Source organism: Dietzia sp. B32 (genome assembly GCF_024732245.1).
GTDB lineage: Bacteria > Actinomycetota > Actinomycetes > Mycobacteriales > Mycobacteriaceae > Dietzia.
Genome location: NZ_CP093845.1, coordinates 1,890,456 through 1,911,557, shown reverse-complemented (window position 1 = coordinate 1,911,557; position 21,102 = coordinate 1,890,456). Strand labels below are relative to the sequence as shown.

22 protein-coding genes are annotated in these 21,102 nt (G+C 71.4%); 11 read left to right on the top strand and 11 right to left on the bottom strand.

Annotated features, from left to right (window positions below; all coding sequences use genetic code 11):
* Positions 1-31 precede the first annotated feature (31 nt).
* Together L8M95_RS09115 and L8M95_RS09110 are read right to left on the bottom strand one after the other, a co-directional pair.
* Positions 32-1,678, bottom strand: a complete 1,647-nt coding sequence (locus tag L8M95_RS09115; protein WP_260485831.1) for a glycerol-3-phosphate dehydrogenase/oxidase — start codon at positions 1,676-1,678, stop codon at positions 32-34.
* Entirely contained in the window at positions 1,675-2,271 is a 597-nt protein-coding gene (locus L8M95_RS09110; RefSeq protein WP_260485830.1) for a TetR/AcrR family transcriptional regulator, read from the bottom strand. The genes L8M95_RS09115 and L8M95_RS09110 overlap by 4 nt, the downstream gene beginning before the upstream one ends.
* Positions 2,272-2,427: 156 nt before the next feature.
* Here L8M95_RS09110 and L8M95_RS09105 point away from each other — a divergent pair, with 156 nt between their 5' ends.
* The 4 genes from L8M95_RS09105 (at position 2,428) to L8M95_RS09090 (ending at position 7,504) form a co-directional block, all read left to right on the top strand.
* On the top strand, positions 2,428-4,035 hold the full coding sequence (locus L8M95_RS09105; protein WP_260489212.1) for an FAD-binding oxidoreductase: 1,608 nt from the start codon (positions 2,428-2,430) through the stop codon (positions 4,033-4,035).
* The gene (locus tag L8M95_RS09100) at positions 4,032-4,973 is read left to right on the top strand and encodes a diacylglycerol kinase (protein ID WP_260485829.1); all 942 of its coding nucleotides are present in this window, start codon (positions 4,032-4,034) and stop codon (positions 4,971-4,973) included. The genes L8M95_RS09105 and L8M95_RS09100 overlap by 4 nt, the downstream gene beginning before the upstream one ends.
* Positions 4,974-5,091: 118 nt before the next feature.
* A complete protein-coding gene (locus L8M95_RS09095) occupies positions 5,092-5,700 on the top strand; it encodes a CAP domain-containing protein (RefSeq protein WP_260485828.1) in 609 nt (202 codons plus the stop codon).
* Positions 5,701-5,770: 70 nt separating this feature from the next.
* A complete protein-coding gene (locus L8M95_RS09090) occupies positions 5,771-7,504 on the top strand; it encodes a BCCT family transporter (RefSeq protein WP_260485827.1) in 1,734 nt (577 codons plus the stop codon).
* Here L8M95_RS09090 and L8M95_RS09085 read toward each other — a convergent pair.
* Complete coding sequence (locus L8M95_RS09085; RefSeq protein ID WP_260485826.1) at positions 7,501-8,283, bottom strand: pirin-like bicupin family protein; 783 nt, start codon at positions 8,281-8,283, stop codon at positions 7,501-7,503. The genes L8M95_RS09090 and L8M95_RS09085 overlap by 4 nt on opposite strands.
* A 237-nt stretch (positions 8,284-8,520) precedes the next feature.
* Between L8M95_RS09085 and L8M95_RS09080 the strand changes: the two genes are divergently transcribed.
* Entirely contained in the window at positions 8,521-8,646 is a 126-nt protein-coding gene (locus L8M95_RS09080; RefSeq protein ID WP_256821000.1) for a hypothetical protein, read from the top strand.
* 66 nt (positions 8,647-8,712) lie between these two features.
* Here L8M95_RS09080 and L8M95_RS09075 read toward each other — a convergent pair whose 3' ends face one another.
* The 3 genes from L8M95_RS09075 to L8M95_RS09065 are packed head-to-tail and all read right to left on the bottom strand — an operon-like array spanning position 8,713 to position 11,469.
* The gene (locus L8M95_RS09075) at positions 8,713-9,774 is read right to left on the bottom strand and encodes a hemolysin family protein (protein ID WP_260485825.1); all 1,062 of its coding nucleotides are present in this window, start codon (positions 9,772-9,774) and stop codon (positions 8,713-8,715) included.
* Positions 9,767-11,140 (bottom strand): hemolysin family protein, encoded by a 1,374-nt coding sequence (locus L8M95_RS09070; protein ID WP_260485824.1) that lies wholly within the window; start codon positions 11,138-11,140, stop codon positions 9,767-9,769. Before L8M95_RS09070 ends, L8M95_RS09075 begins: the two co-directional genes overlap by 8 nt.
* An 11-nt stretch (positions 11,141-11,151) precedes the next feature.
* Positions 11,152-11,469: a hypothetical protein gene (locus L8M95_RS09065; RefSeq protein WP_260485823.1), complete on the bottom strand. Its 318-nt coding sequence runs from the start codon at positions 11,467-11,469 to the stop codon at positions 11,152-11,154.
* Positions 11,470-11,621: 152 nt separating this feature from the next.
* Here L8M95_RS09065 and dapA point away from each other — a divergent pair, with 152 nt between their 5' ends.
* Positions 11,622-12,509 carry a 4-hydroxy-tetrahydrodipicolinate synthase gene (gene dapA, locus L8M95_RS09060; RefSeq protein ID WP_260485822.1) on the top strand — a complete coding sequence of 296 codons (888 nt, stop codon included), beginning with the start codon at positions 11,622-11,624 and terminating at the stop codon, positions 12,507-12,509.
* A 92-nt stretch (positions 12,510-12,601) separates the two neighbouring features.
* On the opposite strand, the gene L8M95_RS09055 is transcribed toward dapA, so the two are convergent.
* The gene (locus L8M95_RS09055; protein ID WP_260485821.1) at positions 12,602-13,516 is read right to left on the bottom strand and encodes an SDR family NAD(P)-dependent oxidoreductase; all 915 of its coding nucleotides are present in this window, start codon (positions 13,514-13,516) and stop codon (positions 12,602-12,604) included.
* 163 nt (positions 13,517-13,679) lie between these two features.
* On the opposite strand from L8M95_RS09055, the gene L8M95_RS09050 reads away from it, so the two are divergent.
* The gene (locus L8M95_RS09050) at positions 13,680-14,498 is read left to right on the top strand and encodes a DUF1906 domain-containing protein (protein ID WP_260485820.1); all 819 of its coding nucleotides are present in this window, start codon (positions 13,680-13,682) and stop codon (positions 14,496-14,498) included.
* 115 nt (positions 14,499-14,613) lie between these two features.
* Here L8M95_RS09050 and L8M95_RS09045 read toward each other — a convergent pair whose 3' ends face one another.
* Complete coding sequence (locus L8M95_RS09045; protein WP_260485819.1) at positions 14,614-14,937, bottom strand: putative quinol monooxygenase; 324 nt, start codon at positions 14,935-14,937, stop codon at positions 14,614-14,616.
* Between the two features lie 92 nt (positions 14,938-15,029).
* Here L8M95_RS09045 and L8M95_RS09040 point away from each other — a divergent pair, with 92 nt between their 5' ends.
* The gene (locus L8M95_RS09040) at positions 15,030-15,869 is read left to right on the top strand and encodes a serine O-acetyltransferase (protein WP_260485818.1); all 840 of its coding nucleotides are present in this window, start codon (positions 15,030-15,032) and stop codon (positions 15,867-15,869) included.
* 11 nt (positions 15,870-15,880) lie between these two features.
* Positions 15,881-16,567, top strand: a complete 687-nt coding sequence (locus L8M95_RS09035; protein ID WP_260485817.1) for a response regulator transcription factor — start codon at positions 15,881-15,883, stop codon at positions 16,565-16,567.
* Between the two features lie 55 nt (positions 16,568-16,622).
* Here the strand turns inward: L8M95_RS09035 and L8M95_RS09030 are convergent, their stop codons facing one another.
* A complete protein-coding gene (locus L8M95_RS09030) occupies positions 16,623-18,119 on the bottom strand; it encodes a cell wall metabolism sensor histidine kinase WalK (protein WP_260485816.1) in 1,497 nt (498 codons plus the stop codon).
* Between the two features lie 78 nt (positions 18,120-18,197).
* Between L8M95_RS09030 and L8M95_RS09025 the strand changes: the two genes are divergently transcribed.
* Entirely contained in the window at positions 18,198-19,010 is an 813-nt protein-coding gene (locus L8M95_RS09025) for a PaaI family thioesterase (protein WP_260485815.1), read from the top strand.
* Between the two features lie 69 nt (positions 19,011-19,079).
* Positions 19,080-19,643, top strand: a complete 564-nt coding sequence (locus tag L8M95_RS09020; RefSeq protein WP_260485814.1) for an NADPH-dependent FMN reductase — start codon at positions 19,080-19,082, stop codon at positions 19,641-19,643.
* An 87-nt stretch (positions 19,644-19,730) separates the two neighbouring features.
* On the opposite strand, the gene tpx is transcribed toward L8M95_RS09020, so the two are convergent.
* Positions 19,731-20,228, bottom strand: coding sequence for a thiol peroxidase (gene tpx, locus L8M95_RS09015; protein WP_260485813.1), 498 nt, complete (start codon positions 20,226-20,228; stop codon positions 19,731-19,733).
* Positions 20,229-20,295: 67 nt separating this feature from the next.
* A complete protein-coding gene (locus L8M95_RS09010; protein WP_260485812.1) occupies positions 20,296-21,099 on the bottom strand; it encodes an adenylate/guanylate cyclase domain-containing protein in 804 nt (267 codons plus the stop codon).
* Between the last annotated feature and the right edge of the window lie 3 nt (positions 21,100-21,102).

Here is a 21,102-nt window from a genome sequence, read left to right as displayed (position 1 = left end):
CGGATCGGGTGACCGCCCGCCCGCGGACCCTTCACCGTTTCTGGCGATCGACCGCTCCGAGGGCCTCGCGGGCTGCGGGTTCGGCAGCGGCCCGGTCTGCGGGCACGAGGCCGACCCGGCTGCGGCGGTCCAGCACGTCGTCGACGGTGAGTGCCCCCTCGTGGGTGACGGCGTAGGAGAACTCGGCTCGGGTGACGTCGAGGTCCTCGGCCACCGCCTCGAGCGGCCGGTCCAGCAGGCTGGCCGCGATCACGGCGCCGGCCTCCTGTCCGTAGCGCGCGACCAGTGAGGCGGGCAGGAATCCGGAGGAGGTGGTGGCCACAGGATGTCCCGGCGCACCGACGAGCGGCAGGTCGGTGGTGCGACACGGTCCGGCGGGGAGCCCGGCGCGCCGCACGACGAGGTCCACAGCCTGCTCGGCCATGAGCCGGTACTCCGTGAGCTTTCCACCGGTGATCGTGACCAGGCCGTTGTCCGAGGTCAGCAACGCGTGATCCCGGGAGAGGTCGGCGGTGTCACCGTCGCCGGAGTCCACCAGGGGGCGCAGGCCCGCGAAGGTGCCCAGCACGTCGTCGCGGGTCAGGCGCACCTCGAGTGCCCGGTTGACCACGTCCAGCAGGAAGTCGACCTCCTCCTCGGTCGACTCCGGCACATCCGGCACCGGGCCGGGGGCGTCGACGTCGGTCAACCCCACGTGGAGGCGCCCGAACTCGGCCGGGATGGCAAAGCAGAAACGGTTGGTCTCGCCCGGCACCGGCACGGTGAGGGCGCCGACGGGATGGCCCAACGTGGCCGCGTCGAGGACCAGGTGGGTGCCACGCGAGGGGCGCACGCGCACCCCGGGAGTGGTCTGGCCGGCCCACACTCCGGTCGCCGAGATGACGGCTCGCGCGGAGAGGGTGAACTCGTCGTCGTCGTCGCTCCGCGCCGCGCCGGCCGCCACCGCCCCGCTCGCACCGAGTTCGTCGCGGACGGTGACCTGCGTGCCGCTCGCCTCGATCACCCGCGCGCGCGTGATCACCCGCGCCCCGTGTCCGGCCGCGGTGCGCGCGACGGCGGTGACCAGGCGGGCGTCGTCGACGAGCTGGCAGTCCCAGTTGAGGTGGCCGAACCGCAGGCCGTCGCGGCGCACGCCCGAGACGTACTCGGCGACCCGGCGCGGGCCCAGCACCCGCGCGCCCGGTAGGCGGTCGGCATGGGTTCCGGCCATCCGGGAGAGGACGGTGCCGGCGACGAACCCGAGCCCGGGCAGCACGGTCCCCACCGGCGGGGTGTCGCGGAAGACGGGCACCACCTGCGCGAGCGGTCGCACGAGGTGCGGGGCGGTCCGCTCGAGGAGGATGCCGCGCTCGACCGCCGAGCGGCGCGCGATGCCGACGTTGCCGGTCGCCAGGTACCGAAGTCCGCCGTGGGCGAGCTTGGAGGACCAGCGGCTCGTGCCGAAGGCCAGGTCGTGGGCCTCCAGGAGCACGGTCTCGAGCCCGCGGGAGGCGGCGTCGAGCGCGATCCCCGCGCCGGTGATGCCACCACCGATCACGATGAGGTCCACGGGAGTGGAGCGTTCGCGCAGGTCGGCGAGCTCGCGCGCGCGGCGATCGGCCGACAGGGCGGTGGACGGGGCTGCTGGAGGGGCAGTGCCGGCGGGGCGTCCGGGGTCCGTCTCCGCGTGGCCGGTCACAGGCCCAGATACCCGGTGACGAGCAGGTGCAGCTCGGAGCGCCACGAGTCCGCGTCGAGCGGCGGGTCGGCGAGCGGCGCGGACAGGACGGCGCCCTGGAGTGCGAGGTAGAGCATCGTGGCCATGTGGTCGGGGTCGCGGCCGCCGAGGCGGTCGTCGGCGGCGATGGCACGGGCGAGGAGGCCACGGAGGAACTCGATGAGTCGGCGTTGGGACGTGCCGAGACGGTGGAAGACGTACTCGGCGAGCAGGCCGCTCTCGTGGCGCCGCAGCGCGTCCAGCAGGGGGTCGGTGCGCACCTCGTCGGCCATCGCGCAGAGCAGGCGCGCGAGTTCGGCGGCGTCGTGGACCGCGCCGTCGAGCAGATCCGGGCCGACGCGCCCGACCACGGCGGTGAGTTCGCGGGTGAGCAGGTCGGCGAACAGTGCGGTGATGTCCGGCCAGTGCCGGTAGAGGGTCGTGCGGCCGACGCCGGAGCGGCGCGAGACCTCGACCATCGTGGTGCGGCCGGGGCCGTTCTCGAGGATCGAGGCGTGGGCGGCGGCGAGCGCGCGGTCCCGGGTGGTGTGGCGTGGCGGGGCGGAGACGGTCACCGGGCCTCCTTCGCAACGGGTCCGCCGGGGTGCGGGCCGGTGCCGGAACGCGCGACCGAAAGCCCTCGAACGGAACAGATTGTGCTCTAGTGTTCCAGTATGAGCGAGATGAACCCCGCTGACAAGCACCGATCGGGTCACCTGCCACTGCCGCCAATGTCCCTGTCCCGCTGGGGAACGGACGCCGAGGCCAGGGACCTGAGCGAGAGCATCCGCACCCTCCTCCGCGACGTGCTCGGCGTGACCGCGGAGACCGGGCGGAGGTTCGATCCGACCGCGGTGACCGCGTCGCCGTCGCGACTGACCGACGACGACCTCGCCGCGCTGGCCGGAATCGTGGGCGCCGGCAACGTCTCCGCCGACGACGCCCAGCGCCTGCCGCGCGCCCGCGGCAAGTCGACGCCCGACCTGCTGGCGTGGCGGACCAGGCCGGTGGTGGACTGCCCTGACGCGGTCGTGGCCCCGGGGGACGACGACGAGGTGGCCGCCCTCCTGAACTGGTGCACCACCGAAAAGGTCGCGGTGGTCCCCTTCGGCGGTGGCACCTCCGTCGTCGGAGGCCTCACCCCGGGCGCCGGGACGAACAGGGCCGTGGTGAGCGTCGACCTGGCGCATTTCAACGGTCTCGAGTCGATCGACCCGGAGTCGGGCGAGGCGGTCCTCGGGGCGGGCGTGACCGGCCCGAGGGCCGAGGAGTTGCTGGCCGCGCACGGGTTCTCGCTCGGCCACTTCCCGCAGTCCTTCCCCTACGCCACGCTGGGCGGCTACGCCATGACGCGGTCCTCGGGACAGAGCTCCGCCGGATACGGGCGCTTCGACGAGATGGTCAGCGGGCTGACGGTGGTCACCCCGGTCGGCGTGATCGAGGCGGGCCGGGCCCCGGCGTCGGCCGCGGGCCCGGACCTGCGGCAGTGGCTCCTGGGGTCGGAGGGTGCGTTCGGGGTGTGCACCCGGGTGCGGGTGCGGATCCATCCGGTGCCGGAGGTCGTACGGCACGAGGCGTTCCGGTTCCCCGACTTCGCCACGGGCGCCGCCGCGTTGCGCGCGGTCGAGCAGCAGGGGACCGGCCCCACGGTCATCCGCCTGTCCGACGAGACCGAGACGATGGTGAACCTCGCCACCGCGACCGACTCGATCGGCGAGACCGGCGCAGGACCCGACTCCGACTCCGGGACGGGTGGGTGCCTGTGCCTCTGCCTGTTCGAGGGCACGGCCGCCCACGCCGAATCACGGCACGCCGAAACACGGGAGGTCCTGCTCGCCCACGGTGGCACCTCGCTGGGCCCGGGCCCCGCGCGGTCGTGGGAGCACGGCCGCTTCGGCGCCCCGGTCCTGCGTGACGCCCTGCTGGACAACGGGGCCCTGGTCGAGACCCTGGAGACCGCCACCGACTGGTCTCGCCTGCCGGGGCTCCGGGCCGCGGTCGCGGAGGCGCTGACCTCCTCGCTCGAGGCCAGCGGCACCCCGGCGTTGGTCATGTGCCACATCAGCCACGTCTACCCCACGGGGGCGTCCCTGTACTTCACCGTCGTGGCCGGCCAACGCGGAGCGGACCCCGTCGCCCAGTGGGCCGAGGCCAAGCGCGCGGCCTCGGAGGCGATCGTCGCCGCCGGTGGCACCATCACCCACCACCACGCCGTGGGCGTGGACCACCGCCCGTACCTGGAGTCGGAGATCGGCGAGGTGGGCGTCCGGATGCTGCGCGCGGTGAAGAGCGCCGTCGACCCCCGGGGCGTGTGCAACCCGGGGACACTCATCCCATGAGCGCGCATCTGTCGGACCGCCGGATCCGGGCGGTCACCCTGCTGGTCAATCCGGCCGCGGGCGGCGGGCGAGGCGAGAAGGTGGCGGACCGGGCCGCCGGCCGGCTGCGCGCCCACGGGCTCGAGGTCACCCGGTTGGCCGGTTCCGGGGCGGGGGAGTCCCTCGCGTTGGCCCGGCAGGCGATCACGGACGGTACCGACGCCCTGGTGGTGTGCGGCGGTGACGGGATGGTCTCGATCGCCGTACAGGCGCAGGTGTCCACCGACGTGCCGGTGGGCATCATCCCGGCGGGCACCGGCAACGACCTGGCCCGCGAGTACGGCGTCCCGGTGGGCGATCCCGAGGCGGCCGCGGACATCGTCGCCGGTGGCCGTGTCGAGTGGGTCGACCTCGGTCTGGCCACCCCGGACGGCGGGGAGCCGCAGGTGTTCGCGTCGGTACTGTGTGCGGGGCTGGACTCCGCGGTCAACAGGCGGGTGAACGAGATGCGGATGCTCCGCGGGCCCCTGCGCTACGTATTCGCCGCGATGATCGAGTTCCCGACCTACCGACCCCGGCGCTTCCGGATGGTCTTCGACGCGGGCCTGCCCACCGAGGACACCGTCGAGACCGAGGTGCTCCTCAGTGCGTTCGCGATCACCCGCAGCTACGGCGGGGACATGAGGATCGCGCCCGACGCGGATCGCGGCGACGGGCTGTTCGACGTCTGCTACGTCGAGAGGATCTCCAAACTTCGCTTCGTGCGCCACTTCCCCAAGATCTACTCCGGGTCCCACGTGGGTCTGCGGGGCGTGACCACCCGGAGGTGTCGGACGGTCCGCCTCGAGGCCTCCGACGTCGAGGCGTTCGCCGACGGGGACGCCGTGGCGCCCCTTCCGGTGACCGTCGAGGTGCTTCCCGGGGCGGGTCGATTCCTGGTCCCCCGCGCGCCCCATTAGTCACACCAGCACCATTGATATTCGCTGGTCACAGCATTGCAACCGAACCGGGGCCGGGCTGTTACCTCATTGGCCAATCGGTTAGCTTCAGGCACGCCGAGACGGCATGATCACCACCATGCGCACCAGGCTTACCGCGTCACTCGCGACGATCGCCGTCACCTCCGCCACCCTCCTGGGTGGCGCCGCGACGGCTTCTGCCCAGACGGCTCCGCCCCGATTGCCGTCCTTCATCCCACAGCACCTGATCCCGGCCCACCTGGTCCCCCAGGTGGACGGTCTCGTTTCCCAGGTGCGAGCCGCACTGCCCCCCGAGGCGTGGGCTGCGGTCGGCTCCAGCGAGATGGCCTACCAGGACATCTCCGCCCTGGCCGTCGGCGGCGGGTTGCGCGAGGGCATCGTCCGCGAGATCGACGCGTACCGCGTGGCGCACAAGCGTGGGGCGTTGGCTCCCAACCCCGACCTCGACCGCGAGGCCCAGGCGTGGGCCGACCGTCTGGCCGCCCGCGATGAGGTGGTCCACAACACCGCGTTGATCGGCCGCGGATACGGGGAGAACATCGTCGCCGCCGGGACCCACTGCGGTGCGGTCTGCCTGGTCGACCTGTGGAAAAACTCGCCGGGCCACAACGAGAACCTCCTCGATCCGGGGTACCGGTCGGCCGGCATGGGGATCGCCTACTCGCGCGGCGGCAAAGTTTTCGTGGTACACAATTTCGCGTACTGACACACCAACTCTGACTGAGCCACACGGTCCGGCAGCGGCGCTCTCGTAGCGCCGAGACGACGGGGGGAACATGTCCGAACGGATTCTGCGAGCGCTGAGGCTCAAGACCGATCCGGGGGTGTTCTTCACGACCGTCGGGGTCATCCTGCTCTTCGTCGTCGTGACGTTCTTCGCCGGCGAGTGGGTGGGCAGCGTCTTCGGTTCCGCCTCCGGGTGGATCATGACCAACCTCGGTTGGTTCTACATCTTCGGTGTCACCGCGTTCCTCGGCTTCCTCATCTGGATCGCCCTGAGCCGATTCGGCCACGTCCGTCTCGGTGGGGACGACGAGCTCCCCGAGCACTCCACGCTGAGCTGGTTCGGGATGCTGTTCGCCGCGGGCATCGGCACGATCCTCATGTTCTGGGGCGTGGCGGAGCCGATCTCGCACTTCGCCACCCCGCCCCGTGGGAGCGTCGAACCGGGCAGCACGGACGCCGCGAGCGAGGCGATGGCGTTCACGCTGTACCACTTCGGCCTGCACACCTGGACGATCTTCGCGTTGCCCGCACTCGCCTTCGCGTACTTCATCTACAAGCGCAAGATGCCGCCGCGGGTGAGCTCGATCTTCGCCCCGCTGCTCGGGGACAAGATCTTCGGCCCGCTCGGCAAGACGATCGACATCGTGGCACTGGTCGGCACCGTGTTCGGCGTGGCGACGTCGGTCGGTCTGGGGACGCTGCAGATCAACGCGGGTCTGAACGAACTGTTCGGGATCGCGATGTCACCGGTCGTGCAGGTGCTCATCATCGCGGTGGTCACCACCGTCGCCTGCATCTCCGTGGCCCTGGGCCTGGAGAAGGGCATCAAGCGCCTGTCCAATCTCAACATCGCGATGGCCGTCGCGCTGCTCATCTTCGTCCTGGTCACCGGCCCCACACTGTTCCTGCTCAAGGGCACGGTCGAGTCGCTGGGCGTCTACCTCTCGACCCTGCCGGAGCTGGCGCTGTGGAACAACGTCTTCCCGGCCTCCGACGACCTGGCGTCGTGGCAGAACACCTGGACCGTCTTCTACTGGGCCTGGACCATCACGTGGTCGCCCTTCGTCGGCATCTTCATCGCCCGGATCAGTCGTGGCCGCACCATTCGTCAGTTCGTCTTCGGCGTACTCGGCCTGCCGGTGGCGTTCTCGGTGCTGTGGTTCGGGATCTTCGGCATGGCCTCGTTCCATATCGAGCTCTTCGGCTCCGGTGGTCTGGTCGAGGCCGTGGTCGACGACGGCGACATCCCGGGTGCGTTGTTCGCGTTCCTGTCGAACTACCCGCTGGCGACCTTCATCTCCGGGCTGGCAGTGGTCCTCGTCGTCATCTTCTTCACCACGTCGGTCGACTCCGCATCGATGGTCGTGGACATGATCGCCTCCGGTAAGGACGACGAGGTCCAGGCCTCGCCGACCCACCAGCGCGTCATCTGGGGTGTGCTCATGGGCGCGGTCGGTGCGACGATCCTCGCCGGTACCGGCGAGGGTGGGCTCACCGCGCTGCAGGAGGTCATCACCGTCATCGGACTGCCGTTCTTCATCATGGGCTTCGTCATGATGTACAGCCTGGTCCGCGGGATCAGCAGCGACATGGGGGAGCGGCCCCCCACGGTCACCCGGCAGTGGCGCCGCGCGTACTCGGCCGAGGAGCTCGAGAAGCACGAGGAGGCGCCCTCACCCGAGCCGGTGCACCCGCTGTACCACATCCCGGACGAGGGCGAGCAGGACGACGGCGCCCCGGTGACGGTCGCCGACGGCGCGGAGGCGACGGCCGAGAAGGACTAGTGCCCGCGCACGTCGAGCATCGTCATGCCCGCGTGCATCTCCCACACGAGGATCTCGGCCCCGTGGTCACCGGCGGTGACGCGCCGCCCGCCCGAGGCGGTCATGCGGGCGGCGTCGCCGGTGTCCAGCACGCCCTCGCCCTCCAGCGCCACCGAGCCCAGCGGCACGTAGAGGTGGAGGTAGGGGGCGTCGGGGAGCTGGACGGACCGGCCGGGGTCCAGTCGCGCCGCGAGGAGCGCGGACGCGCGGTTGCGGATCCGGATGGCGGCGCGGTCCGAGTAGGTGGGTAGCCCTCCGGCGACGACGGCGAGCTGGTTCTCGAGCTCCGGTGATTCGATCTCCAGCTGTTCGTACCCGGGCTCCCCGCCGGCGGTGTCCGGGACGACCCACATCTGGACGAGGTGGACCGGGTCCACGGGGGCATGCTCACTGCGGACCGAGCCGTCGCGCCAGCCATCGTTGCGTTCGGAGTGCAGGATGCCCGAGCCCGCGCTCATCCGCTGTGCGAGTCCGGGGTAGATGACGCCGCTGTGTCCCTCGGAGTCCTGGTGTACGAGCGAGCCGGAGAGGACCCAGGTGACGATCTCCATGTCGCGGTGGCCGTGCGTGTCGAACCCGGAGCCGGCGGCGATGCGGTCGTCGTTGTTCACCAACAGGCGCCCGAAGTGGGTGTTCATCGGGTCCTGGTACCGGCCGAACGAGAACGAGTGCCGGGAGTCCAGCCACCCTCCGGCGTCGTGCGAGCGGGCGCGGGACCGGTGGATTCGGATCTCGGACATGTGCGTCGCTGCCCTTCGTCAGTAGTCGATGATGTATCAACTATACCATCGGGCGGATGGGCGGAGGCCGGGCCAGCGCGAACGGTGGCGGGGTGTGAGGTGGTGCATTAATGTCCGGAACGGCCGCTCGGGCAGGCGTCCAGAACAGCTGTCCAGAAAGTTTGTTTATCTGTCAGCGGCACGCCGCCGACGAGCGTAGAGTGACGGGTGTCACACCGACTAGCAGGAGGTTCCACGATGTTGCAGAACGCGCTGGCCACCACGGTGCGGGTGGGTGTGGCCACGTACAGCGGGGTGGCGCAGATCGTCGTGGACAACACGCTCGGCCGGGTTCTCGATACCAACCCCGACAAAGTCCGCTGAGAACGTCCGCTGAGAACGTCCGCTGACCGGGTCCGCCAGCCCCCGCCGGACGGCGGCCGGAACACATCAGGCCCCGGGCGACGCCTGCTCGGTTCCGGGCGTGGCGTCCCTGACCTCTCCGACGAGCCTGGACAGGACGTCCTCGAGGACCAGTAGCCCCCGCGGGCCGGACGCCCCCGCGTCCCGGTCATCGACGATCGCCAGGTGGGCACGCGCCCGCTGCATCGCCGACAGGACGTCGTCGAGCGGCGTCCCGGACGGCACGACCCCCAGTTCGCGGATCCGCTCGCGGCGCAGCGGTCGGGACGGGTCATCGGCCAGGATGTCCTTGACGTGGACGTAGCCGATGTAGGTGTCGCCGCGCCGCACCGGGAACCTCGAGTGGCCGGTCCGCACGCACAGGTCCTGCACCTCGCCGGTGGTCCGGTCCTCGTCGATCGAGTCCACCTCCTCGATCGGACGGAGCACGTCGGCCGCGCTGATGTGGTCGAACGCCAGCGCCCCTTCGAGTAGCAGCGTCTCGTCCTCGTCGAGGAATCCCGATTCCCCGGCGGCGGCGACCATCCCGTGCATCTGGTCCACCGTGAAGGTGGTCTCCACCTCGGAGCGCGGTTCCTCCCGCAACACGTACCGCACCACGGCGTCGGCGGACTTGTTCATCAGCCAGATCGCGGGCAGGAACACCAGCACGAAGACCCGCAGCACCGGGCCGAGGAGGAGCGCGGCCGCCGCCGGCCGGGCGATCGCCATGTTCTTGGGCACCATCTCGCCGAGCACCATGTGCAGGAACGTGACGATGAGCAGCGAGATCACCAGCGCGATCGGGTGCGCGAACCCGGTGGACACCCCCAGCCATGCCAGTGGCTGCTCGATGAGGTGGGCGATGGCGGGCTCGCCGACCGCGCCGATGAGAAGTGAGCAGACCGTGATCCCGAGCTGGGTGGCAGCCAGCGAGAGCGATACGTTCTCCACACCTCGCAGTGACCACAGTGCGCGGGTGCTGCCCCCGGCGGCGTGCGGTTCCAGGGTGTCGCGCCGCGCGGAGACCATGGCGAACTCCGCGGCGACGAAGAACCCGTTGCCGAGCAGGAGGGCCACCAGGATCAGCAGTGCGACGCCGTCACTCATCCGGGTCCTCCGCCCCGGGAACGTCCCGCACGACGGTGGCCCGGACACGCCCGGCCCGGTGTCCGCGCAGCGATTCCACCCGCAACCGCACCCGCGCCCGTGTGGGCAGGTCGTCGCGGTCGCGGTTCTCATGGTCGTGCGCGTCCAGTTCGGTCTCGTCGTCGACCTCGGGCAGTCGGTCCACGGCCTCGGACAGCAGTCCGGACAGCGTGGACACGGCCCCGGGCGGCGGGATCTCCAGCCGCAGGACGGTCCCCAGCTCGTCGGGCCGCATCATCCCGTCCACGAGAACCGTGTCGTCGTCGACCCACTCGTGGGTGCGTGACGCCCGGTCCTGTTCGTCGTCGATCTCCCCGACGATCTCCTCGACCAGGTCCTCCAGGGTGACGATCCCCGCGGTCCCGCCGAACTCGTCCACGACGACCGCCATCTGCAGGTCGGTCTGCCGGAGCAGGCGCATGAGCGGGTCGAGGGTCATCACCGCCGACACCACGGTGGGCTCGGTGGCGATCTCCCGCACCGGCGTCCGGGCGCGCTCGTCGACAGGCACGGCCAACGCCTGCCGGTAGTGGACGACGCCCACCACCTCGTCGACGGTCGCGCCGAGGACGGGGAACCGCGACCGGCCGGTGGCCGCCACGGTGTCGAGGAGATCCTGCGCGGTGTGGTCCCGCAGGAACGTCACCAGGGGGCGGGGCACCATCGCGTCCGCCGCGCGGTGTTCACCGAACGAGATCGAGCGGGTCACCAGCTCGGCCGTGTGCGGGTCCATGGCGCCCTCACGGCCCGACCGCGCCGCGGACGCCCGCAGTTCCTCGGGGGAGTGCGCCCCACCGGGTTCCTCCTGCGGGGTGAACCCGAGCAGCCGCAACACGACGTTGGCGGTGGAGTTCAGCCCCGTGACCAGCCAGCCGAACCCCGCCATGAAGATCTTCTGGGGGATTACGACCAGCCGCGCGACCCGCATCGGCGCGGCGATGGCCCAGTTCTTGGGGACGAGTTCGCCGAGGACCATCTGGAGGAACGTGACGACGACGAAGGCCGCGGTCATCGCGATACCGCGGGCCGCCGGCTCGGGCATGCCCGACAGGCCGAGGGCGCCGGTGAGCAGCTCCCCCACGGAGGGGCCGGTGAGGTACCCCGCGACGAGGCTGCTGACCGTGATCCCCAGCTGGGCGCCCGACAGGTTGGTCGACGTCCTGGCGAGCGACCCGTCGAGGGCCCTGGCGATCCGGTCGCCCTCCGATCCGGCCGCGCGCACCTCGTCCCGGTTGACGGTGAGGAACCCGAACTCGACCGCCACGAACAGGGCGTTGGCACCGATGAGCAGGACGAGCGCCAGCGTGAGCGCGAGCGCGAGTGCCACGTCAGGCCCGGTTATTGACCGTCGGCGGTGCCGTCCGAGCCGCCGACGGCGTGATCCGGCTGGTCAGGGGTCTGGTACACCTTCTTCTGCTCGTCGCGTCGGGCGGCGCCGTCCCCGGCCGTCCCGGAGGTCGCGCCGGAGCCCGCCGCCTCGCCGTGGCCACCGGCGCTGCCGGCGTCCCGGCCGGGTCCGGCGGCGGAGTCCGCCTCGTCCGCGCCGCGGGTGGTGCTCCCGTCGCCGGCACCGGACCCGTCGACGGTGTTGCCGAGTTCCTCGGGCGATTCCTCGGGGATGCGTGCGCTGTCCTCGGGTCGGGTCGAGTCGGTCACGGTCGCCTCCGGTGGTCTCGTGGGTCGGCGCCGGTCACCCGTCGCCGAGGTGATGACGACCCTAGTCGCGTGAGCGCGCGCCCGTCGGGATCCTGCGCCCGCGCGGCCAGCGGGCTCTCGCCACGGCATCGTCGTGGCTTAGTGTGGTGCGCATGTCGGACAATCCCTTCGGTCGGGTCATCACCGCGATGGTGACCCCCATGCATGACGACGGCTCGATCGATTTCGACGGCCTGCAGCGGCTCGCGGTCCACCTCGCCGACCACGGTCACGACGGTCTGCTGGTCAACGGCACGACCGGCGAGTCGGCAACGACCACGGATGACGAGGACTACGACAGCGTGGCCGCCGTCGTCGAGGCGGTCGGCGACCGGGTGAAGGTCATGGCGGGGTGCGGTACCAACGACACGGCCCACTCGATCCGCGCGGCCCGCGAGATGGTCGCGCGCGGCGCGGATTCGCTGCTCGTGGTGACCCCGTACTACAACAAGCCCACCCAGCACGGGATCGTCGAGCACTTCCGGATGATCGGCGAGGCCACCGACCGTCCGATCATGGCCTACGACATCCCGGGCCGCACCGGCACGGCCCTGGCCACGGACACGATCCGGCGGCTGGCGCAGATCCCCCAGGTGCGTGCGGTGAAGGACGCCAAGGGCGACCTGTTCGAGGCGAGCCGGCTCATGGCCGAGACGGACCTGCTCTGGTACTCCGGCGACGACGTGCTCAACCTGGCGTTCCTGGCTCTCGGCGCGACCGGCGTCGTCTCCGTGGTGGGCCATGTCGCCGGGGATGACTACCGCGCGATGATCGACGCCGTCGACGCCGGCGACCTGCCCCGGGCCCGCGAGATCCACACCCGCCTCATCCCGGCCGTGGACGCGATCATGCACACCTCGCAGGGCGCCATCCAGGTCAAGGCCGCGCTGAAGACGGCCGGTCTCATCGGCTCGGACCGCCTGCGCATGCCCCTCCTACAGGGCCCGCCCGAGCACCTGACCAGGTTGCGCGACGGCCTGGCGGCGGCCGGGCTCGGCTGACCCATCCCGGCCACCGACCGACCACGGTCCCACCCGGGAGGGGATGACCTCGTCGTCGTCGGGGATCGTCGTCGGGGCTGACGTCGGCGCCGCTACGCCCGCTGGAACGCGGCCATCTCCGTGCACCGTCGCCACAGCGCGGCGGCCGTGGCCCGGTCGTACGAACGGCGACTCGACCTGGTGAGCTTCGGGTGCCCGCGCAGGCCCCCCAGGCGATCGGGACCCACGAACGCGCCGCCCGTGACATCCGGCATCGTCGCGGCGTACAGGACGGACAGCGCGCCCATCTCCGGTGTCAGGCCCGCCCACGTGATGGAGTTGCCGAGCTCGAAGAAGCGGTCCGCCAGCGGGTTGCCGCTCTGGCGGATGAGGTCGGTCGCGGTGTAACCGGGGTGCGCGGCGACGGAGGAGAGCCCACTGCCGGTCCGCTCGAAGTGACGCTGCCACTCGTAGGCCAGCATGATGCAGGCCAGTTTGGAGTTCGCGTACGCCGCCATGGGACGGTATCCGCGCAGGTCCATGCCGAGGTCGTCGGTATCGAGTCGTCCGCGCAGGTGGGCGAGCGAACCCAGCCAGACGACCCGGTCCGTCACCATCGGCTCCAGCCCCCGGGTGAGCGCGTGGTGGGCCAGCACGTTCACGCCGAACTGCATCTCGTGCCCCTGCGCGGTGCGGGCGTGGGGGATGTTCATGAGGCCGGCGTTGTTGATGAGCACGTCGATCGGTGTGCCCGCCTCCGTCGTGGCCGCCACGAACCCGTCGACCGAGTCCAGGTCCGCCATGTCGAGCAGGCGCACCTGCGCGAGCTCCCGCGCTCCGGTGGGGAGCGTCGCGCGCGCCTCCTCCGCCTTCTCCTCGTTCCTGCAGGCCATGATGACCCGGCCGCCCCTGGCTGTGAGCGCCGCCGTGGTCGCCAGGCCGATACCACCGTTGGCGCCGGTGACCACGAAGGTCCGGCCCGTCTGGTCGGGGATGTCGGCGGCGGACCATCTGTGCGATCGAGTCATGAACATCAGTGAACCAGCCGCGCCTGCTCTACGGTGGTCCACCCGTGTGGTAACGCCGGGATATCATCCGCGATCTTCTTGTGACACACTCGTCGGGGTGCGCGAGTCCCACGTGTCACACGTGCCCCCGCGTGCCCCTTCCTCGAGATCCCGGAGTAGCTCCATGACGTTCGACCGCCGAACCTTCCTCCGCCGCGCCGGCCTCGGTGCTGCCGGGGCGGGCGCCCTCGCCGCGGGCATCACGCCCTCCGTGGGTGCACAGTCCTCCCTCCCCGCCGAGATCGGTGCACTTCCGGGCGCCGGCGCCGGGGTCCCGATCGGCACCCTGCTCGACTACGCCTCCGGCCCGCCGTCGGCGGCGTCGATCCGCGCGGCCGGCCACATGGGCGCCGTGCGCTACTGCTCCAACCGTCGTCCCGACGCCGGGTGGATGACCGGCAAGCCGCTGCTACGCCGCGAGGTCGACGACTTCCGCGCCCACGGCCTCAACATGGTCTCCTGCTACCAGTTCGGGCGTGCCGAGACCGCCGACTGGAAGGAAGGGGCCGCGGGTGGCGACCGCCACGCTCCGATCGGCATCGGTATCCACCGCTCCGCCGGCGGTCCCTCGGGTGTGCCGATGTACGTGGCGATCGACGACAACCCCACCCGGTGGCAGTTCGACAACCAGATCGCGCCCTACCTCGAGCGCTGGCGCTCTCAGCTGCAGCGTGCGGGGATGAAGCTCGGCGTGTACGCCAACGCCCCCACCATCGACTGGTGCCGCCAGCGCGGTCTCGGGCAGTACTTCTGGCAGCACGACTGGGGCTCCGGCGGGCGACTGAACCCGTTCGCCACCATCCACCAGCTGCCGGTCCGCCAGCAGGTGACCGTCGGTGGTGTCGTGTCCGACCTCAACCGCGTCTACGCGCTCGACTACGGCCAGTGGTGGCCGATCGATCCGATCGCCCTCGCGCAGTCGGCGCTCGGCAGCTCCATCTGACCCGACCCACCACAGCCGCGCGCTCCAGAGTCATCCGCATGCGATATATCCCGTGCGGATGACTCTGGAGCGCGCGGCTGCGTGGTGAGGTGGGTCGTGCGGGTCCGGCCCGCGCCTACCCGACCGTGATCTCGCCCATCGTCCCCCACTCCTCGCCCTCGGCGGTGGTGTTGATGATCCGCGGGGTCCGCTCGAGGTACCGGGCGGCCGAGCCGGTGAACGCGACGAAGTGCTCGGAGTTCACGTGCTCGGCGGGGGCGTCGCCCTCCCGGAAGGCCTCGCACAGCAGGAAGGTGTTCGGGGACTCCGGGGACCGGTACCAGTCGAAGAAGAGGTTGCCCTGCTCCGCGCGAGTGGCCTCGGTGAACTCGCGGGTGAACTCGAGCCAGGACTCGGCAAACTCGGGCTTGACGTCGAAACGCACGTTGATGAGGATCATGGCCCCATCCTGCCGCGCCCGGGGCGGGCCGTCGACCCGCCGGGACCGGTGTGACTCGCCCCGATCGACGGGACGGGCCTACGCTGTATCAGGTGACCATCGAGCTGAGCATCGAGAACCCGTGCATCCCGCGGGCGGAGGCCGACTCCTCCGTTCGCGCGGTCTGGGACCGCCTGTCGCAGGACGCGACCTCGAGCAGGAACGAACCGCTGATCGCAGGACTGGTCCTGGACCTCATCGACGGCTGCGACGACCTCGGTGAATCCCTCGCCCGCCTCGCCGCCTCCCGGGTCGCGACCCCCGAGATCGGTCGGCACGTGTTGGAGAAGGAGATCCGGGCGGTGCTCGTCGAGCATCCCCACGTCCTGGAGGCCGTCGCGGCCGACCTGGTGGTGAGCTACGAGCGCAACCCGGCGTACCCCAACTACCTGGTGCCCTACCTCTTCGCCAAGGGCTTCCTCGGTCTGCAGGTGCACCGGGTGGCCCACGAGATGTGGAACTCCGGGCGCGTCATGGCGGCGTCGTTCCTGCAGAGCCGCATCTCGGAGGTGTTCGCCATGGACGTCCACCCGGCCGCCCGGGTCGGTTCGGGCATCCTCGTGGACCACGCCACCGGGATCGTGGTCGGGGAGACGTGCGTGATCGGCGACGGGGTGTCCATCCTGCAGGGCGTCACGCTCGGGGGAACCGGTAACGAGGACGGCGACCGTCACCCCAAGATCGGCTCGGGTGTCCTGCTGTCGGCCGGGTCGATCGTGCTGGGCAACGTCCGCGTGGGCGACTGCTCCAAGGTGGCCGCGGGATCGGTGGTCCTGCACGAGGTCCCGCCCCACACCACCGTGGCCGGGGTCCCCGCGAAGGTGGTCCGCCGTCACGCGGACTCGCTGGTCCCCGCTGAGCGGATGGACCAGGAGATCGACCCCGAGCGGTAGGGCGACACCCCGTGCGGATCCTGGTGGTCGACGACGAGCCGGCGCTGCGGGAGAGCCTGCGCCGGGGGCTCGTCGCGGGAGGGTGGTCCGTGGAGACCGCCGCGGACGGCGAGAAGGGCCTCGAGATGGCCTGCGCCGACGACTTCGACGTGGTCGTGCTGGACATCATGATGCCGCGCCTCAGCGGGTACGAGGTCGTCCGCGAGATGCGTCGCCGTGAGGTCTGGACCCCGGTGCTCATGCTCACCGCCAAGGACGGCGAGTACGACGAGGCCGACGCCTTCGACCTGGGTGCCGACGACTACCTCGTCAAACCGTTCTCGTTCGTCGTCCTCGAGGCACGGCTCCGGGCCCTCGTGCGGCGGGGGGCACCGGAGCGCCCGGCATCGTTCGAGGCCGGGGACCTGGTGGTGGACCCGGCGGCGCGCGAGGTCCGCCGCGGGGACACGCGGATCAGCGTGACCGCCCGCGAGTACTCGGTGCTCGAGTACCTCGTCCGGCACCGCAATCAGGTGGTCTCCAAGGCCCAGATCATGCGCGCAGTGTGGGACGCCGCGTACGACGGGGACGACAACATCGTCGAGGTGTACGTCGGCTACCTGCGGCGCAAGATCGACACCCCGTTCGGGGCCCGCGCCATCGAGACCGTCCGCGGGCAGGGCTACCGGCTGGTGGACAGCGTCGCGGCCCGTCCCTGATCCGGGCGCCATCCCGCCCACGCCTCACCGCGCCCACGCCTCACCCCTCCCCGCCTCACCCCGCCCCGCCGTCGGGGAAGTCGTCTGCGGCGTCGTCCATGATCTCCACCGGCAGCTCCACCACGAACCCGGCGCCGCCGCCGGGTGCATCCTCCACCCGGACCGAGCCGCCGTGGGAGCGGGTGATCTCGGCGACGATCGCCAGACCCAGGCCCGATCCGCCCGTGCCCCGCGCGCGGTCCGCGTCCAGGCGGGCGAAGCGGTCGAACACCGAATCCCGTTGATCAGGGGGAACGCCCTCGCCGTCGTCGTCGACACGGATCACCGCGCGCGGCGCCCCGGGGTCGGTCCGGTCGACGGTGAGTCGCAGCGCGATCCGGTGGCGTGCGTGGCGGCGGGCGTTGTCGACGAGATTGCGCACCACGCGTTGGAGGGCCTCGGGATCGCCGACCACGCGCGCGGGTTCGACGGAGGCCGCGACCTCGAGTCCGCCGGCACCCGCGCCTCCCGCCCCGCGGGCACCCGCGCCTCCCGCCCCGCCGACCCCGCCCACGAGACCCCGGAGCCGGGCGGCCTCGGAGAGCACGATGTCGTCGAGGTCCACGTCGTCGCGGCGCAGCGGCCGGCCGCGCTCGTCGTTCTTGGCCAGCAGGAGCAGGTCCTCGACCATCGTGCGCATCCGCTGCACCTCGGGCAGGAGCAACTCGTCGACGGTCTCCACGTCCACCGGGGTGCCGGAGGTGGAGGACAGCTCGAGCATCGTCGACAGCGTGGACAGCGGGCTGCGCAGCTCGTGTGAGGCGTCGCCGACGAAGGCGACCTGCGCGGTGCGGGCGGCGTCCAGGCGGGCCAACATGGCGTTCATGGTGCGGGCCAGCCGGGAGATCTCGTCCTCGGCCTCGGGTACGGGGACCCGCTCGCCGCGGCCGGAGGCGGAGATCTCCGCGACGCGGGAGCGGATCGACTCGACGGGCCGCAGCACCCGGCCCATGGCGTAGTGGACGAACACCGCCGTGGCCAGGCCCGCGACGGGGACGAACGACAGGAACAGCACCGCGCCGGTGACGAGCACGGTGTCGTAGCGGCCCGTATCGGTGGCCACGTCCACGGCCAGCGTCACCCCGCGGGCCTCCACGCCGACGGACGTCATCCGCAGATCGGCGCCGTTCGGGGCGTCGAGGTCGCGCCTGATGATCTGACCGGGTGCCGGCGCGGGCAGTGCGGGGACGTCCTCGAGACCGCGGGTGACCTGACCGGCGAGGATCCGACCTCCGGGCGCGACGACGCGCACCATGTCCACCCCGGACAGCGGCTCGGAGACCAGCCCGAGCGAGGCCTGCGGGCCCTGGGCGGCCAGCCCTCCCGCGACGTCGACCGCCCGGGCCCGGTCGGCGGAGTCGATCGCGCCGTGCACGGCCGAGCGCAGGAGCAGCCACGCGCCGCCGGCCGCCGCGGCCAGCACGAGGATGACGATGGCGGTGGCGATCACGGTCGTCGCGACACGGATGGGCCAGCGGCGGGGGGTCGTGAGGACCTCGTGGGTCAGGGACACCTCTCCATTGTGCGGGGGCACCGGCTCCGGCGGTGAACGGCGACGGATGTGAACGAGAACACGTGTTAGCGTCGGCGGGTGAGAGAATCTCAGCACGACGGCCCGGAGCCCCGCCTGGGCCTGACCTTCAGCCCGAACAAGGACGGGTCGGTGAGCTGGCACCAGCCGGTCGCCGACCAGTTCGTCGACCCGTCGGGTCGCTTCGCCGCCGGCGGGCTCGCCGTCCTGGTCGACTCCGGCCTGGGCTCGGAGAACCACCGCCGCCGCCCCGAGGGGATGTGGACGGTCACCACCGAGCTGCGCATGGACCTGTTGGCGCGCCCGCGCGCGGGATCGACGGGACTGGGCATCCGCACGGACCACCTGGGCGACGACGGTCACTGCCTCACGACGCGCGGCGAGGTCGTCGACGACGACGGCGAGGTGATCGCCTCTGGACTGGTCAAATCCATGGAGATCGCGGGAGCCGTGGACCCGGACGGGTACGACGAGGAGCCGCCGTGGCCGTCCAGGCTGGTGCCGGGGACGCTGGCCGAGGTCCTGTGCCTGACCCTGGATGAGCGGCAGGACGGCCCGGGCGGCAGCCGCGTGGTGGAGGGCGTGATCGCTCCGGAGCCCACGTTGGCCAACCCGCTCGGCAACCTGCACGGCGGCGTGTTCGCGGCCGCTGCGGAGGTCGCCGGCTCGGTGGTGTTCCCGCACGAGCGGGAGGTCAGCTCGTCCTCGCTCGACGTGCGGTACGTGCGTCAGATCCCCCTCGTGCAGCCGGTGCTGCTCCGGGCCGAGGTCCTGCACGACGGGCGGAGCTGGGGCATCGCGCAGGTGACCACCAGGGACGAGCGCGGACGGGTCTGCGCCGTGGCGACGGTCACGGTCTACGGCCGCCGTTAGATTGGTGTCACGTCATCTAGTAGGGTGGGTGCGATCGACAGTAGTCCGCACGACGAGAGGGAGCAGACCGTGAAGATCGGCATCATTCTGGGCAGCATCCGCGAGGAACGTTCGGGACAGTCCGTGGCCGAGTGGGTCGCGCGGGAGTCGCAGGCGCGGCAGGACGCCACCTACGAGCTGGTCGACCTCAAGTCGTTCGACGTCCCGTTGCTGACCTCGGCCACGGTGCCGGGCGCGGCGAACAAGCAGTACGACGACGAGCGTGTGCAGCGGTGGAGCTCGACGATCGACTCCTACGACGCGTTCGTCTTTGTCACCCCCGAGTACAACCACAGCGTTCCGGGCGGCCTGAAGAACGCCTTCGACTCCCTCGGCAGCGAGTGGGCGAACAAGCCGGTCGCGTTCGTCTCCTATGGGGCCGAGGGTGGTGTGCGCGCCGTGGAGCACTGGCGGCAGATAGTGGCCAACTTCCACATGTACGGCGTGCGTCAGCAGATCTCGCTGAGCCTGTTCACCGAGTTCGGCCCCGAGGGCGTGCAGCCGGCGGAACGGCGCGCCGACGAGCTGACGACCCTGTTCGATCAGCTGGAGCAGGCCACCCGCCGCTTCTCGCTGGCGGTCGCGAACGCCTGACGCCCGGCGCCGGCGCCCTGAGTCGGAGAAATGACGAGGCCCGCCCCCGTTCGTCGGGGGCGGGCCTCGTCGCCGTCTCGGGTGCGCTCAGTTCGCGGCGGCGAGCGCGGCGTCGTAATCCGGCTCGGTGGTGATCTCGTCGACGAGCTGGGTGTAGACGACCTTGCCCTCGGAGTCGACCACGACGACCGAGCGGGCCAGGAGCCCCGCCATCGGGCCGTCGGTCATCTTGACGCCGTAGTCGGCGGCGAAGTCACTGCGGAAGGTCGAGCCGGCGGTGGCGTTCTCGATGTCCTCGGCGGCGCAGAAGCGCTTGTGCGCGAACGGCAGATCGGCCGAGATGTTGACGACCTCGGTGTTCTCCAGGCCGGAGGCCTTCTCGTGGAAGGTGCGCACCGACTGGGCGCACACGCCCGTGTCGACGCTGGGGAAGATGTTGAGGATGAGCTTCTTGCCGGCCAGCGACTCGGAGGTCACGGGAGCCAGGTCGGTGCCCACGAGGTCGAACGCCGGAGCGGTCGATCCGACGGCGGGGAGCTCGCCGGACGTGGTGACGGGATTGCCCTTGAAATTGGTGGTTGCCATGTGTCCGTTCTACCGGACGCCGGTGGTCGGCGGCGTCCCGGCCGCGGCGAGGGTGGGCCGGATGTGGTCAGCGCGGGGTCGCCACGTGGACCATGAGCCCGTCGGGGACGCCCTTGACCCCACCCCACCGGAACGTCCGCTTGGGGCGGGTCGTCACGCGGCCGGGGTCGAGTCCCGCGCGCGTGGTCTCGCTGACGAGGATCTCGCCCGGGCCGGCCTTCTCCGCGAGCCGCGCGGCGATGTTGACGTCCATGCCGAGGTAGTCGTCCCCGATCCGGCGGGGGCGCCCGGTGTGGACACCGACCCGCAGCCGCGGGTGCCATCCCGCGACTTCCACGCCGGCGACCCCGTCCAGGCAGGCGACCGCCGCGTCCAGCGCCAACTGCGGAGACGGGAAGGCGGCCATGAGTCCGTCGCCGAGACGCTTGACGACCGTCCCCCGGTGCGCGAGCACCTCGGGCTCGGTGGCCGCGGCGACCCTGCGGAGGAGGGCCAGCGACTCCTCGTCTCCGGCGCGCATCGCCCAGTCGGAGAACCCGACGATGTCGGTGAACACGATCGTCACCTCGCTCCCGCCGCCGGCCCGGCCCGTCCGCTCGAGGACCGCGTGCCACACCTGCAATCCGCCGAGGGTCACCTCCCGGGAGGCGGTGGGCTGCTCGTCGAACAGTCGCCCGGCCACGCGGGCGATGGTTCCCGCGCTGTCGCGGCCGGCGGCCGAGAGCGGGTCACCGAATCCGGCGTCACCGGGCAGGGCCCGCCGGGCGCGCCGCAGCATCTCGACCGATGTGGGATGACGGTTGACGTCGCGCGCGCCCGCCGCGGCGCGGGCCGCCGTCGCCCGCACCCGCTCCCAGTTGAGGTTCGCCATGGC